Here is a 15,078-nt window from a genome sequence, read left to right on the forward strand (position 1 = left end):
TCCAGAAGAACTTTCTAGACTTCTTATTTCACCATTTAGGTACCAATCTTTCCATCTGTAAAGAGTTCCACTACTAGGGATTTTAAATTCTTCACGAAGTGAAGCTGCGCTTTCACCATTCAGAAACCGTTTAATAATTTGAATCTTTAATTCAACAGGATAAAAATTATGTTTTGACATCAGAAAACACCTCCGAATTTATTTTACCAAATTTGAGGTGCTCTTTTTTAGTTGTATCTAATTATAGTGGCAGTTCCTTAGCTCATTTCTCTTTTTTATGCAGTAATAAGGGCACGACATTTTTAATATTAAGGAGTGGTGCATTTGATTTAAGGGTGACACTTAAGGTGACGGCTCCTTCGACGAGCGCGTTAAAAGTGGCACTTAACATTTCGGCTTCGGCTTGTGAGTAGCCAGCTTGCAAAAAACGGTGAATATAGACGTCCTCAATAATTTGATAGGTGACCTCGCATGTTTTTCGAATGTTTTCATTGACAAGGGCAGTTTCGCTTGCAATGAGACCGAAGGGAATGGTTGAAAAATCTGTATTGGAATCGAAGTCAGTGAACTTCGTCGCGATGCTCATTATATGAAAATTAAACGATTCGATGATGTCATCAAATTTGGCTAAATCAGCAATCATTGCCGCGGTAATAATACTCGTTGATTGTTGAATGGCCTCAATCGCGAGCTGTTCTTTTCCACCAGGAAAATGGTAGTAGAGCGATCCTTTAGGCGCCTTACTTTCGGCTAAAATTTGTGATAGGCCAGTGGCATGATAGCCTCTAAAATGGAACAACCGCATGGCGGCTGCGAGAATACGCTCTTTGGCTTGTCCTTGATCAGATTTCATAGACGGTTCACCTCAATTCATGAAATAATGCTTCTTTAGTAAGAATAGAGAAGCGTCACTGAATTGTCAAATAGGAAAATATCTCTAAAAAGCAACGTTTGACATTTAGTAAAAAAGCTAATATACTAGTCGTTAGACCAATCGGTCTAATTCAAGAATGGAAAGAGGAGCTTATACATGCAATCAACCGAAAAACAAGCTTTTAATCCTAATGTGATGGCATTTGCCTTGATGCTCGCAGCGTTTGTCGGATTATTTAGTGAAACAGCTTTAAATATGGCTTTTACAAATCTAATGGTGGAATTTTCAATTTCAGCAGCAACCGTTCAATGGTTAGCAACAGGCTATTTACTCGTGTTAGGTATTTTGGTGCCCGTTTCAGCTTTGCTGATTCAGTGGTTTTCAACCCGTAAATTATTCATTATCTCAATGATTTTTTCAATTGTCGGTACGCTCGTAGCAGCGTTAGCTGTCAATTTTGAAATGTTATTAGTTGGACGAATTATTCAAGCGTTAGGAACAGGGCTAGTTTTACCGTTATTAATTAATGTCTTACTCGTTATTTATCCAATCCATAAACGTGGTGCAGTAATGGGTGTAATGGGCTTAGTCATCGTCGCAGCTCCTGCGATTGCACCAACGATTTCAGGTCTGATTGTCGATGGCCTCGGTTGGAACTTTATTTTTTATATTAGTGCGGTTTTATTAGTCGTTAACTTTATTTTCGGCGTTAAAGTGATTAAAGATGTGTCTACGATTACCAAACCAAAAATTGATGTGCTCTCAATTATTCTTTCAACAATTGGCTTCGGTGCGATTGTCTATGGCTTTAGTATTGCGGGTGACTCCTCGATGAGTGACCCAATGGTCTTACTTTCATTGGCAATTGGTGTCGTAGCACTTGTGATTTTTGTCATCCGTCAAAATAAGATTGAACATCCGATGTTAAAAATGACAGTCTTCAAGTACCCAATGTTTAATTTGAGCTTACTGTTTATCATTATCGTAATGATGTTGATTTTATCATCAGCGATTTTATTACCAATGTACTTAAAAGGGAGCTTACTCGTATCCTCAGCTATGGCAGGTCTTATCTTGCTCCCTGGTGGCTTTTTAAACGCCGTACTTTCACCTGTTGTTGGTCGTTCATTCGATAAAATTGGTCCAAAACCGTTTATCCCAACTGGTTTCTTACTGGCGGCTATCGGGTTGTTTTTATTATCAAACTTAACAACAAGTACAGCATTTTGGATGGTTATTTTATTCCATTCAATGGTCTTTATTGGTATTACGTTGATTATTATGCCGGGTCAAACATATGGTTTAAATCAATTGCCGCCACAATTATACCCTGATGGTTCAGCCGTTATGAGTACGTTGCAACAAGTGGCCGGAGCTGTCGGAACAACCTTCGGTATTTTATTAATGACAAGTGGTCAAAAAACATTTGCTGCTGCAAATGCGTCAGCGACGGTACCACAAATGATGTCAGCTGGTGTTCAACATGCGTTCACATGGTTAGCGGTGTTGGCAGTGATTGGCTTTGTCGGCTCGTTGTTTATCAAAACTAAAAAAAGCAACTAACAAATAGCTATTTCAATCTTTAAGTAGCTATACAAGTGTTGAAAATGTTGTTCGTATCTCGTATTCGACTTGATTTTGGTCAAGCTGATAAACGTATGCGGCAGCATTTTTTTTTATTGCTGGTTTTACGTTTAGATATAATAAAAAAGGTGAAATGATTCAGCTGATGAGCGATAAAAAAGTAGTGTTTCTCAACGCACGTGGTGGTATCGACTCAGTTGCTCTTAGCGCTGCAAAGTCTTTAACGGCCGCTTTGGGATGGACAGTAGCGGTGAAGTTATTATCGAAGGGCATCATGCACAACCACAAGAAGCGCAGACGATTAGGGCTAAAGGGTTAACAGTTGGAACTAAACTGGCAGAGTCACGGTCATAGAATTCGAAAGAAAAAGCAGTTTAATGCGACTTTGTCTACGAGCTGATTTCACTTTCATTCCTCTAGTTACATCAACCAGAAGCTGTCAACTTTCAGATAAATGGCAGCGACGGTAGATAGTCGCCTTCATTTATCTTGCAAGCTATTTGCTTCTAAGCGGTTGATTTCACTTTCGTTCCTCGAGCAGTGTTTATCTTCAGTCTGGACCCGTTCACATTGTGAACGGGTTTTTTCGTCGCTTTATGGTAGTATTACAGCGAGAGCAAAAAAAGGAGTGGCTAAAATGAAAACAATTTTAATTGCCGATGATGATAAAAACATTCGTGAATTAATTAAGTATCCTTTAATTGAAACGGGTTACGATGTTATCGAGGCGGTCAACGGCGAGCAAGCGTTAGCCTTGGCCGAGCAACAGCTACCTGACTTAGTCGTAATCGATATTATGATGCCGTTAAAAGATGGCTACGAAGTTGCTCGTACAATTCGAGCTGAACGGGATATTCCGCTCATAATGCTCACTGCAAAAGGTGAGTTGGCAAATAAGGCAGAGGGATTTTTAGCAGGAATCGATGATTACATGACGAAGCCTTTTGCCACCGCAGAATTATTATTTCGGATCAAGGCTCTCTTTCGACGTTATGATTTGTCCCACGAAACAACAGTTGAAGTCGGAAACCTTGTGATTGATCGACGCACCTATGCGGTCACACATCAGCAAACGGATATTTTTCTGCCATTAAAAGAGTTTGAACTGCTCTATGAATTAGCAAGTCATCCGGGGTGGGTCTATACACGTGAGGACTTGATTTCACGTATTTGGGGTGCTGCTTACGAAGGCAATGATCGAACCGTGGATGTTCACATTAAACGGCTGCGCGAACATTTAGGTGAAAATACAGCCGTTGCAATTGTAACGATGCGGGGTTTAGGCTATAAGCTAGAGGTCATCGTATGAAAACATTATATATCCGCATTGTAACGATTTTTTTAGTGGTGATGACGGTGAGTTGTTTACTCGGCTTTTTTGGTGCCAATCTCTATTATCAGCTGCAACTAAAACCGGTGAATGATCAAAAAATAATGAAGATTGCTCAATCGATTGCAACGGATTATGAGCGGGATAAAACGGAGTCATTACCGCGTTACTTAACACAGGTCGGTAAGCTTGGGTATGAGGTGTACACAAGTGATGCCAATGGCAACGAACACTTTTATGGTGATGACTTTCGCAAAACCGCCTTATCAGCTGACGTTATTAGCTCGGTGCTAGCAGGCGAAACGTATCATGGTATTTTAGCGTTTAAAACAGGTTTATTTATTACCGGTTTTTTTGACAACGATGTGCGCAATACTGTAGGCGTTAAAGTAGGGGATACGGCGATGTTCATTCGCCCGAGTCAAGCCGCTCAATTTGGGGAGTTGCGTATTTTCATTGCCCTCATTGGCTTGTTTAGTGCCTTGCTTAGTATTGTGGCCGTCTTTATTATGACGCGTTATCTCGTTAAACCGGTACGCGCACTCACCAGGGCAACTGAAGCATTTTCGGCAGGTAAACCGGTGGAGAATCTACCATTAAAACGTCAAGATGAACTGGGACAACTTGCCCGTTCCTTCGAGATGATGACGACTGAACTGGCGGAAGCAGAGCAAAAACGCCAAAAATTTGTCGCAAATGTCTCACATGAACTGCAAACACCGCTCACAACGATGCAAGGCTTTACCGCTATTTTACAACAAGGTACAGTCAGTGAGGCTGAGAAAGCCCGTTATTTAACCATTATTTCAGCAGAAACAAAACGACTATCTCAGTTAACAAATGAATTGTTGACGTTATCCTACTTAGATCAAACAACGGCCTTACCAATGACAGCTGAGGTCAGCATTGCACGGCAAATCCGTCAATTTATCAAGGCGACACAATGGCGTTGGCAGCTGGCGAATATTACCGTCACGCTTGAAACAACCGATAGTCTAATTCGGGGTCATGAGGCTTTGCTCTATCAAGTTTGGCAGAACTTAATTGGTAATGCCTTGAACTACACCCCTCAGGATGGACGTATCGACATTCGGATGTCCATGTCAGCAACCGACGTCATCCTTGCAGTAACGAACACAGGACCGGCTATTCCAGCAACTGATTTAAAACAGCTGTTTGACCGCTTTTATATCGCGGATAAACAACGTGAACGGCAGCATCAAAGCAGTGGTCTAGGGTTAGCGATTGCAGCTGAAATTGTGGAGCGTCATCAAGGTGAAATTAAGGTGCGTTCGACAAAGACGCAAACGACCTTTACTGTGAAACTGCCACGCTCATAATTGGCAAAAGTTCATCATCAGTTCATATAAGACTTCTATACTATGGGTATCATAGATAGGGAGTGAGAAAATGTTTTTAGCACTGAAAGAAATTAAACAGTCACGCTTACGTTCAAGTATGGTCGTTGTCATTATGACCTTAATTATTTGGCTCGTGTTATTTGTTGCTGGCTTGGCGGCCGGTTTAGGCAATGAAAATGCCTCTGCCATCAAGGCGATGCCGGTCTCACATTTTATCATCCAAGAGGATGCTGGGGAACGGATTGCTCGCTCAACAGTGAGTGACAGTCAACTCCAACAAATAAAACAACAGTACGGCTCGGCAGTCATGCCATTGCAACTGCAACAGGCAACGATTACATCACCATCGGATACGAACAAAACAGATGTAACTTATTTCGGGATTGATTTCACAACGGAATTAGCGCCACAACCGACGTTGGCTGCAGTTGATGATAAGTCGGTTGTGATAGACGATTCCTTTAAAGCAGCCGGTTATACTATCGGAGACGCATTTAAAGATGAGCGGACGGGAACGGTCTTTACAATTAAAGGTTTTACGGCTGGTAAAGCGTATAGTCATACGCCAGTCATTTATTTAAGCACCTCCGCTTTCAAGCAAATCGCAACACCGTCAGCCACTAAAAAAGCAGGTGTTAATGTAGTTGCCTTGCGTATCACTGATGATGAGGCGCAGCAATTAGCGATCAAAGGCTTGACGGTTGTTACGAAAGCAGCCGTTGTGAAACAAATACCAGGCTATAAAGAAGAACAAGGCTCATTAACGATGATGATTGCGTTCTTAATTGGGATTGCCACTTTCGTGTTAGCGGCATTCTTTTATGTTATTACGATTCAAAAAATGTCACAGTACGGTGTGTTAAAAGCGTTGGGTGCCACTAATCGTTATTTAGCGAAGAGTTTATTGCTGCAAATTATTTTTTTAGCGCTCATTAGTATCATCATCAGTGTGTTGCTAACACTCGGTGTGGCGCAACTACTACCAGCAACGATGCCTTTTGAACTTTCGTTGCCATTGGTCAGCGGTATCATTGCAATTTTTGTAGTCGTGGCCTTACTCGGTTCACTTTTATCGTTGTATCGTGTTTTTAAGGTGGACCCAATTGAAGCAATCGGAGGTGCAGGTGAATGAGTGTGAAATTTAAAATGACAGATGTGACTAAATCATATAAGGATGGTAAAGAAACAAAAGTGGTGCTGAAAAATGCCAACTTAGAAGTGAGGGCAGGTGAATTTGTTGCCATTGTCGGGCCATCCGGCTCTGGTAAAAGCACCTTTTTAGCGATTGCTGGTGCTCTTTTATCAGCGACTAGTGGTTCGGTGGCGATTGGCGTTGAACGGATTGATGCATACTCGCAAGCTCAACGGACGGATTTACGTATGCGCAAAATTGGCTTCGTCTTTCAATCGGCTCAATTATTGCCATATTTAACAGTGTTAGAGCAGTTACAAGTCATCACAGAAATAGGAAAAGGCAAGGATAAAAAAGCACAGACGGCCAAAGCGCGTCATTTATTGACCGCCTTAGGACTGACGGATCACCATCAATATCCGGCGAGCTTGTCTGGCGGCGAAAAACAACGGGTGTCAATCGGTCGTGCGTTGATGAATAATCCGGACGTGATTTTAGCAGATGAACCAACAGCTAGTCTCGATGCGACCCGCGGTTATCAAGTCGTGCAAGTGCTTGCCGAAGAAGTACATCGCCATCAAAAAGCTGCAATCATGGTGACACATGACGAGCGGGTGCTACCGCTTGTCGATCGCATCGTTCGGATTGAGAATGGTAGCTTACATGAAGTGAAGCGGTCATAGTGAGAAGCTATGTTAGCCTATACGGAAACGAAACTTGGCATCACGCGAGGGTTCGTTTCCGTTTTTTATAGAAGTCATGTGATAGTAAGGGCAATCGCATTTACATTGTAAACGCTGTCAACATAAATATGTCTGAAATAAGCATAAAAAAAGAAAGAAAGAACTAAAAATAGTTGAGAAATTTAGGTAATAATGGTAATCTTTGTAGTGGATAGATTTTATTTTTCTATAGTTTAACGAAATTCATGTAAGCGCTTATGAAACCGTTATTATTGAAAATGAAATCGTCACAACTGTATATATAAAGGAGATTTTTAATTATGGAAAAACAAACTTTCACTGTTATCGACGAAACAGGTATTCACGCACGCCCTGCAACTTTATTGGTACAATCAGCAAGCAAATTTGCTTCAGATGTTCAATTAGGTTATAACGGCAAAGATGTTAACTTAAAATCAATCATGGGCGTAATGTCTTTAGGTATTGGTAAAGGTGCTGAAATTACTATCTCTGCTGAAGGTGCTGACGAAAAAGAAGCAATCGCAGGATTAACTGAAACACTTAAGAAAGAAGGATTGGCAGAATAATGGCTAAACTAACACTTACCGGTATTGCAGCATCAGACGGTATTGCTGTTGGTCCAGCTTATCTGTTAGTAGAACCTGATTTATCATTTGAGAAAAAAACAATTACAGATGTTGAAGGCGAAATTAAACGCTTTGAAGCAGCTGTAGCTGTATCAATCTCAGAATTGGAAGCAATTCGTGATAAAGCTAAAACAGATTTAGGCGAAGACAAAGCTGCCATCTTTGATGCGCATTTACTTGTGGCTCAAGATCCAGAAGTAACTGGTCAAATCGCAGAACAAATTAAAAACAACGTCAATGCAGAAGCTGCTTTGCAAGAAGCAACGGATACATTTATTACGATTTTTGAATCAATGGACAACGAATACATGCGCGAACGTGCAGCGGATATCCGTGACGTTCGTAAACGTATTATGGCACATTTATTAAACGTTGAATTGCCTTCACCAACATTGATTGATACTGAAGTTGTGGTTGTTGCTGAAGATTTAACGCCTTCAGATACAGCCCAATTAAACCGTAACTTTGTGCAAGGTTTTGTAACAGACATCGGTGGCCGTACATCACATTCAGCAATCATGGCGCGTTCATTAGAAATTCCTGCGATTGTAGGTAGTGGTTCAATTACTGAATCTGTTTCTAACGGCACAATGATTATTGTTGATGGTTTAGAAGGTCATGTCCTTGTTGATCCAACGGCAGAAGAATTAGCTGAGTATCAAGAAAAACAAGCGGCTTTTGAAGCACAACAAGCTGAATGGGAAAAACTGAAAAACGAAAAATCTGTCTCTAAAGACGGAAAAGAAGTTCTTTTAGTTGCAAACATCGGCTCTCCTGGCGACATGGAAGGTGTTACTTCTAACGGCGCAGAAGGTGTTGGTTTATACCGTACTGAATTCTTATTTATGGGTCGCGATAACTTCCCGACTGAAGATGAGCAATTCGAAGCGTATAAAGCAGTCCTTGAAGGCGTAAAAGAGGGTGGACCTGTTGTTGTTCGTACGTTGGACATCGGTGGCGACAAAAACCTTTCTTACCTTAAACTACCAGAAGAAATGAACCCATTCTTAGGCGTACGTGCGATTCGTTTATGCTTCCAAGAACAAGATATGTTCCGTACACAATTACGTGCGTTATTGCGCGCAAGTGTTTATGGTAACTTACACATTATGTTCCCAATGATTGCAACTTTAGGCGAATTCCGTAAAGCTAAAGGGATGTTAGCAGAAGAAAGAGCGAAATTAGTTGCAGAAGGAATCAAGGTTTCTGACCATATCGAAGTTGGTATTATGATTGAAATTCCGGCCGCTGCTATTATTGCTGATCAATTTGCTAAAGAAGTAGACTTCATGAGTATCGGAACAAACGATTTGATTCAATACTCAATGGCTGCTGACCGTATGAACCAAGATATTTCATACCTTTACCAACCATATAACCCAGCTATCCTCCGTCTTGTGAAAAACGTCATTGACGCAGCTCACAAAGAAGGTAAATGGGCAGGTATGTGTGGCGAGATGGCCGGTGATCAAACAGCAGTACCATTGTTGTTAGGTTTAGGCTTAGATGAGTTCTCAATGAGTGCCTCATCAGTCTTGAAAACACGTTCATTAATTGCTAAATTATCATCAACTGAAATGGCAGAGTTAGCTGAAAAAGCTATTAACTGTGCGACACAAGAAGATGTTATTGCAACAATGGATGAATACCTTAAATAAGTAAGATACAAACGACCTAGCAGTTATGCTAGGTCGTTTTTTTTGAGTTATGTTAGAATGAAGAAAAGTTCTTAGGAGGCGTCATGATGAAAACAATTGGGTTTATTGGTACAGGTGTAATGGGCACTGGCATGATTAAACAACTGCTCGCGAAGGGAAATAACGTTAAGGTTTATACACGTACGCCGAGTCGTGCAGCCGCAGTCATTGCGGCAGGTGCTATTTATGTTGAAACAGCACAACAGTTAGCGCAACAAGTAGATGTTGTTTTTACGATGGTGGGGTATCCAACAGATGTCGAACAACTCTACTTAGGACGCGAAGGTATTTTAACAGCAGCAAAAACAGGAACGATTTTTGTGGATATGACGACCTCATCACCGTCCCTTGCACATGAACTGTATGTGAAGGCTTATCCTTACGTCAACATGTGTTAGATGCGCCTGTTTCTGGTGGGGATGTCGGTGCTCAAAACGGAACGTTAGCAATTATGGTTGGTGGCGATGAAGCGATTTTTAATGCGATCAACCTTTGTTCGAACAAATTGGCGCAACAATTGTTTATCAAGGAAGCGCTGGTAACGGACAACATACGAAGATGGTCAATCAAATTGCAGTCGCTGGTACGATGCTTGGCGTAGTCGAAGCGATTGTCTATGCTGAAAAAATGCAGTTAGATGTGAATAACGTCTTAAAAGCGGTTGCGAGTGGTGCCGCTGGTAGTTGGACAATGTCTAACTTAGCGCCGCGAATTGTGGCAGGTGATTTTGAACCCGGTTTCTTTATTAAACACTTCATCAAAGATATGAAAATCGCTCTCGATGAAGCAGAAAAATGTCACTTTGAATTACCAGGATTAGCTACGGCGGAACGTTTATATGAACAGTTAGCAATCAACGGTTTAAGCGAAAAAGGGACACAGGCACTTTATCACTACTATTTTGCAAATTAAGGTTGTTTATTTAATAAACTGTCTGTTATCATTAAGGCAATAGTCTTTCGATGGGAGTCGGAAAGGAGGAGTTTGATTGAGCATTAAAGCAGGACGTGTCATTGATATTTGTGTGCTAACAGGTAAAATCATGCTTGAAAATGGCGCTGAAAATTACCGGGTTGAGGACACGATGAAACGAATTGCCAATGCCTGTTATGACGGGGCTGAAGTTGGTAATAGTTTTGCGACACCAACCGGTATCTTTATGACAATTGAAGATGAGGGTATCAAATTACAAGAAGTGACAAAACGAACGTTGAATTTGAAAAAAGTCACCGAAGCGAATCAGATTTCACGTGAGTTAGTAAATAAGGAAATTTCATTGGACGAAGCATACAAGCGCTTGGTGAGATTAGATACAGAAAACAACCTGTATCCTGTCTGGATTCAATTCTTATCAGCCTGTATTGTCAGTGGCGCCTTAATGATGCTATTTGGTGGTGTTTGGTCAGACTTTATCGTGACTTCTCTCATTGGAGGCATCGGCTATCTCATTTTTTATTACAGCGACGAGTTGTTGAAAATTAAGTTTTTAGCAGAAATTATTGCCTCGATTGTAATTGCGGCTATAAGTATCTTTGCGGTGCGATTGTCATTTGTGTCGATGTTGAATATTGTCGTGACTGGGGCGGTTATGCCACTTGTTCCAGGTGTGCCAATTGCGAATGCCGTGCGTGATTTATTAGCAGGTCACCTCATATCGGGTATGGGTCGTGGGGTCGAAGCGATTTTATCAGCTGCTTCGATTGCGATTGGTATCGCCATTACGTATCGTTTTTTATTAAACTAAGGAGGTCATTGTCTTGTTAACTTATTTGTTACATATTGCTATTTGTTTCGTGTCAGTGGCCACCTTTGGTGTGTTACTCAATGTGCCAGCACGGGCCTTTATTGCCTGTGGTGTGATTGGGGCTGTCTGCTGGGCAGTCTTTGAAGCTTTTACATTTATGGGGATTGGAAAAATTATGGCCACCTTAATTGCATCTTTTGCGGTAGCGATTGCGAGCGATCGGATGGCACGCAAGATGAAAATGCCGATGATTATTTTTAATATGCCTGGTATCGTACCACTTGTGCCGGGGTTTATCGCGATGTCAGCCGTGCGTGAATACGTCAACGGCGACTATATTGCAGCGATTAGTCATACCGTTCATGTCGGGATGGTAGCCGGTGCAATTGCGATTGGTCTAATGTTATCAGAGGTCTTTAATACGAATATTCGTCGCTTTATTGTGCGACGTGAAGGATAATGAACGAAAAGCGACTGTCTCACCGATGTTTATCGGAAGGGCAGTCGCTTTTTGTGTCGTAACGGATTGCTCTGACGGGAAATAGTCGAGACGTTATTTTTTTCGAATCACTGCAGTTTAAAACGGGCTTTAAAATACTTTCGCTCCTTATAACTTTTCATTTTTTTCGCCAATCGTTCCATCGCAACAATGAGGTCAGCCATGCTCGCTGCATATGAAATCCGTAAATAACGGTCGCCTTTTTGTGAGAACGAATCGCCAGGAATTAAGGCGATTTTGTATTCTGTCGCAAAATCTAACGCGAATTGATAACTGCTTTCAGTCACGTAATCAGGTAATTTCACAAAGAAGTAGAAGGCGCCGTCTGGTGCAATGACATCGAATGCCATTTGCTCGAGCAATGGTTGTAGATAATCCCGACGTTCACGGTAGGCGTCACGCATTTCGACAGAGTCATTGAAGCCGTTATTAAAGGCTTCCTCTGCGGCCATTTGTGAAATACTCGTCGCACAGGTTGCAGTTACTTGGTGGATTTTGAGGACGTGTTCAACAATCGGAGCGCTCGCCATAATCACGCCAATGCGCCAACCAGTCATCGCATGTGATTTTGAAAGACCATTCAAGACGATTGTTTGCTCGCGAATCTCATTGGCGAGTGAATAATGAGGCTCGCCGTATGTTAACTCACTGTATATTTCATCAGCAATCAAATAGATGCCAAGTTCTTTGATTTTAGCTGCTAAAATAATCGCTTCTTCTTTCGTATAAGTAACACCGGTGGGGTTACAAGGATAGGCTAAAATCAAAGCCTTTGTGGTTGGTGTCACATAGGCGTCTAATAAGGCGGGTGTCACTTTGAAGGCAGTTGTTGTTGTGTCCATAACGACCATGTTAGCCCCTGCAAGGTGAATAGGCGCCTCATAACCCGGATACAAGGGGTCAGGAACTAAAACGTCGTCACCGGGGTTTAAAACTGTTTTTAAAGCAAGGTCAATTGCTTCCGTCGCTCCGACTGTGATGACAATCTCAGTTTTAGGGTCATAGACTAAATCGTATTTTTTAGCGAAATAACGGGCTGCGGCTTCGCGTGTTGATAAAAACCCTGCATTGGGTGTGTAGTTTGTAATGTTATTATCGATTGCTTGTTTAGCTGCTTCTTTAATGTGCAAAGGGGTGGGAAAATTCGGTGCACCGAGAGTCAGTGGGATAATACCAGGAATGACCCCGACTTGATCGCTGAATTGGCGAATGCCAGAAATTTGAATGTCGTATACGCGCGTGTTTAAAGGAAGAACCATGTTGTACAACTCCTCATCTATGGATTATGTGTTAGTTGCTATTTTAGCACATTGGAGGAGCGATTAACGAAAAAAAAGTGGGATTACCTTGTAAAAATAGCTGACATTTAGTATGATAATTGATAATGATAATTATTATCAATTGAAAAAGAGGTGGCACGATGATCACAACGAAAAAAATGGAGTGCGTTTATACGAAGGTAAACGGTCAGGCATTAGTTTTTCAAATTGTATCGTTTACGCCGCTTAAATCATGGGGTGAAGTCTATGTGAACGTTGCAGGTGAAACCTATCGTTTTGTTGGCTATCATCGCAATAAAGTCTTAGCCTGTGCTATGTATGAAGTAGCAAGGCTTTTGCAAAGTCAGCAAAAGACAAACAATAATAAAATATAAAAATAAACGTAAAAAAAACCATCTATAATTAGTGAAAAAATGTGTGATATCTGATAAGATAATACATGCGATGATTTTTAAAGCAAATTTTCCAATGAGAAGAGAGGGGTTTTTTACTTGTCTCAATTAGCAGGTATTATTCAACGTTTAAACGCAATGAAAGAAGACGAGTCTGTTGAAGTTCAACAACGTCGTTTCGAAAGAGAAGGCAAAGCAATTTGCGAAGTTAAATATTTCCAAGCAACTGAATCATTTGAAATTATGATTCTTGAAGATGATCAAAAATATCAATTTGATAACATTGATTTAGCAGCTATTGATATCTTCGAATTATTACAAGATGCTCAGTAAGCAATAGTTACAGCGAAACAAAGTAAACGAACTGTTTGCTTTGTTTTTTTGCGATTAGGGATACAGTTTTTTTTAAGGTGTTTACTTTAGAAGTTGTCGGAAATGTGGTTAAATGGAAGTAGATAGACGAAGTAAACATAAAGGTGGCGTTAAGAATGAATCATTTACTCAAAGAAGAATTTGAAGTCAATATGTCAGACTATCTTATTCCGGCAAGTAAAGTCGCGCATGTTTTCGAAGAAAATAGTTTAGAACATACATTACTCGTATTGACCACAACTGGTTACACACTCATACCTGTGTTGGATTACGATAATAAATATATCGGGATGATTAATAATGCGAGTATCATTAATCATGTCATGGGGATTGAACGAATTTTATTCGAACAACTCCCCGAAGTGAAAGTAGCAGATGTTGTCATCCGTGACTATCCCGTCTTACGTGAAGGGTTTACGTTTGATGTTTTACTTAAACAGTTAATTGACCATTCGTTTTTATGTGTCGTTAACGATCAAAATGAATTTATGGGGATTGTGACACGTCGTGTTGCCCTCAAACGCTTAGCGAAGGCTATTCATCAGCCTGTTACTCAGTAAATAAAACCAATGATAAACAAAGGATGGTAGAAATGAGTATAACTGAATTTCGCATTTTAGATATGTTAGCAGAGGAGCTCAATATGCGAAAAACGGCAGAGCGCCTTTATATTTCACAGCCGGCCTTATCCCAACGATTACAGTCGATTGAAGCACGTTGGGGCAAACAGTTGTTTATTCGAACACGTAAAGGCCTATTATTGACGCCACAAGGTGAATTGATTGTAGAATTTGCACGTTCGGTTATTAATCGTGAAGAAAATGTGTTTGATAAATTGTTAGCAATGGAAGGTGTCGTTCAGGGTACTTTAAAAATATACTCGGGAACGATTGTAGCGCAACGCTGGCTCCCTTTTGTTTTTAAAGAGTTTGTGAAACGTTACCCACACGTTAACATTGAATTGGATTCAGGTGGTAGCCGCCGAGCGCAACAAGCGATTGCAGATGGCAAGGTGCATTTAGCAATCACCCGTGGTGAGACGGATTGGCTAGGTGAAAAACGTTATTTATTTGGCGACAATTTGTCGCTTGCCGATAAATATCATACGTCGATTGAAGACATATTAGCGTCAGAACGCCCGTTTATTCGCTTTAAAACCGATTCAGACTATGACCAAAGTATTATGGATTATTGGCAGCAATATTTTCATCGTTTGCCTGAAAAAACATTGGTGGTCGATCAAATTGAAACGTGTAAGCAAATGGCGATGAGTGGAATGGGCTATACGATTTTACCACTGCTCACAATCGACAAGCATACCGATTTGAATTTAATGCCGTTAATTCAAGAAGATGGCACACAGCTGCACCGCGATACATGGTTACTCGGTTATAAGAAAAGTTTCCAATTGCCACAAGTACAAGCCTTTGTCCAGTTGATCGAAGAACTGGATAAAGAAAAAGGACTATTGCAAATATTCTGA

The 15,078-nt window shown here is 40.9% G+C and carries 16 protein-coding genes and 1 pseudogene; 14 read left to right on the top strand and 3 right to left on the bottom strand.

The features are described from left to right. On the bottom strand, positions 1–180 hold a 180-nt coding region (locus BCAMP_RS07390), incomplete at its 3' end, for a helix-turn-helix domain-containing protein (RefSeq protein ID WP_035314826.1). An 82-nt stretch (positions 181–262) separates the two neighbouring features. Further along, positions 263–853 (bottom strand): TetR/AcrR family transcriptional regulator, encoded by a 591-nt coding sequence (locus BCAMP_RS07395; RefSeq protein WP_035314827.1) that lies wholly within the window; start codon positions 851–853, stop codon positions 263–265. 177 nt (positions 854–1,030) lie between these two features. On the opposite strand from BCAMP_RS07395, the gene BCAMP_RS07400 reads away from it, so the two are divergent. The 10 genes and pseudogenes from BCAMP_RS07400 to BCAMP_RS07450 all read left to right on the top strand — a co-directional run bounded on the left by BCAMP_RS07400 (position 1,031) and on the right by BCAMP_RS07450 (position 11,512). Beyond that, positions 1,031–2,437 (top strand): DHA2 family efflux MFS transporter permease subunit, encoded by a 1,407-nt coding sequence (locus BCAMP_RS07400; protein WP_035314828.1) that lies wholly within the window; start codon positions 1,031–1,033, stop codon positions 2,435–2,437. A 658-nt stretch (positions 2,438–3,095) separates the two neighbouring features. Then, positions 3,096–3,767 carry a response regulator transcription factor gene (locus tag BCAMP_RS07410; RefSeq protein WP_035314830.1) on the top strand — a complete coding sequence of 224 codons (672 nt, stop codon included), beginning with the start codon at positions 3,096–3,098 and terminating at the stop codon, positions 3,765–3,767. Continuing rightward, positions 3,764–5,128, top strand: a complete 1,365-nt coding sequence (locus BCAMP_RS07415) for a sensor histidine kinase (protein WP_035314831.1) — start codon at positions 3,764–3,766, stop codon at positions 5,126–5,128. Before BCAMP_RS07410 ends, BCAMP_RS07415 begins: the two co-directional genes overlap by 4 nt. Before the next feature lie 70 nt (positions 5,129–5,198). Further along, on the top strand, positions 5,199–6,281 hold the full coding sequence (locus BCAMP_RS07420) for an ABC transporter permease (RefSeq protein ID WP_035314832.1): 1,083 nt from the start codon (positions 5,199–5,201) through the stop codon (positions 6,279–6,281). 2 nt (positions 6,282–6,283) lie between these two features. Further along, complete coding sequence (locus tag BCAMP_RS07425) at positions 6,284–6,964, top strand: ABC transporter ATP-binding protein (protein WP_156921187.1); 681 nt, start codon at positions 6,284–6,286, stop codon at positions 6,962–6,964. A 320-nt stretch (positions 6,965–7,284) separates the two neighbouring features. After that, positions 7,285–7,551, top strand: a complete 267-nt coding sequence (locus tag BCAMP_RS07430) for a phosphocarrier protein HPr (protein ID WP_029090620.1) — start codon at positions 7,285–7,287, stop codon at positions 7,549–7,551. Then, entirely contained in the window at positions 7,551–9,269 is a 1,719-nt protein-coding gene (gene ptsP, locus BCAMP_RS07435; protein ID WP_035314834.1) for a phosphoenolpyruvate--protein phosphotransferase, read from the top strand. Before BCAMP_RS07430 ends, ptsP begins: the two co-directional genes overlap by 1 nt. 86 nt (positions 9,270–9,355) lie before the next feature. After that, a pseudogene (locus tag BCAMP_RS07440) lies at positions 9,356–10,220 on the top strand (NAD(P)-dependent oxidoreductase). A 76-nt stretch (positions 10,221–10,296) separates the two neighbouring features. Further along, the gene (locus BCAMP_RS07445) at positions 10,297–11,052 is read left to right on the top strand and encodes a threonine/serine exporter family protein (RefSeq protein ID WP_269479275.1); all 756 of its coding nucleotides are present in this window, start codon (positions 10,297–10,299) and stop codon (positions 11,050–11,052) included. A gap of 13 nt (positions 11,053–11,065) precedes the next feature. Further along, positions 11,066–11,512: a threonine/serine exporter family protein gene (locus BCAMP_RS07450; protein WP_051456960.1), complete on the top strand. Its 447-nt coding sequence runs from the start codon at positions 11,066–11,068 to the stop codon at positions 11,510–11,512. 107 nt (positions 11,513–11,619) lie between these two features. Here the strand turns inward: BCAMP_RS07450 and BCAMP_RS07455 are convergent, their stop codons facing one another. Further along, positions 11,620–12,810, bottom strand: a complete 1,191-nt coding sequence (locus tag BCAMP_RS07455; RefSeq protein ID WP_051456961.1) for an aminotransferase class I/II-fold pyridoxal phosphate-dependent enzyme — start codon at positions 12,808–12,810, stop codon at positions 11,620–11,622. A gap of 161 nt (positions 12,811–12,971) precedes the next feature. Here BCAMP_RS07455 and BCAMP_RS07460 point away from each other — a divergent pair, with 161 nt between their 5' ends. The 4 genes from BCAMP_RS07460 (at position 12,972) to BCAMP_RS07475 (ending at position 15,078) form a co-directional block, all read left to right on the top strand. Then, positions 12,972–13,205, top strand: a complete 234-nt coding sequence (locus BCAMP_RS07460; protein WP_035314836.1) for a hypothetical protein — start codon at positions 12,972–12,974, stop codon at positions 13,203–13,205. 117 nt (positions 13,206–13,322) lie between these two features. Next, positions 13,323–13,556, top strand: a complete 234-nt coding sequence (locus BCAMP_RS07465) for a YkuJ family protein (RefSeq protein WP_035314837.1) — start codon at positions 13,323–13,325, stop codon at positions 13,554–13,556. Between the two features lie 155 nt (positions 13,557–13,711). Beyond that, positions 13,712–14,155, top strand: coding sequence for a cyclic-di-AMP-binding protein CbpB (gene cbpB, locus BCAMP_RS07470; RefSeq protein WP_035314838.1), 444 nt, complete (start codon positions 13,712–13,714; stop codon positions 14,153–14,155). Between the two features lie 32 nt (positions 14,156–14,187). After that, positions 14,188–15,078 carry a LysR family transcriptional regulator gene (locus tag BCAMP_RS07475; RefSeq protein ID WP_035314839.1) on the top strand — a complete coding sequence of 297 codons (891 nt, stop codon included), beginning with the start codon at positions 14,188–14,190 and terminating at the stop codon, positions 15,076–15,078.

Origin of the sequence: Brochothrix campestris FSL F6-1037 (assembly GCF_000525915.1) — a bacterium.
GTDB classification, from domain to species: Bacteria; Bacillota; Bacilli; order Lactobacillales; family Listeriaceae; genus Brochothrix; species Brochothrix campestris.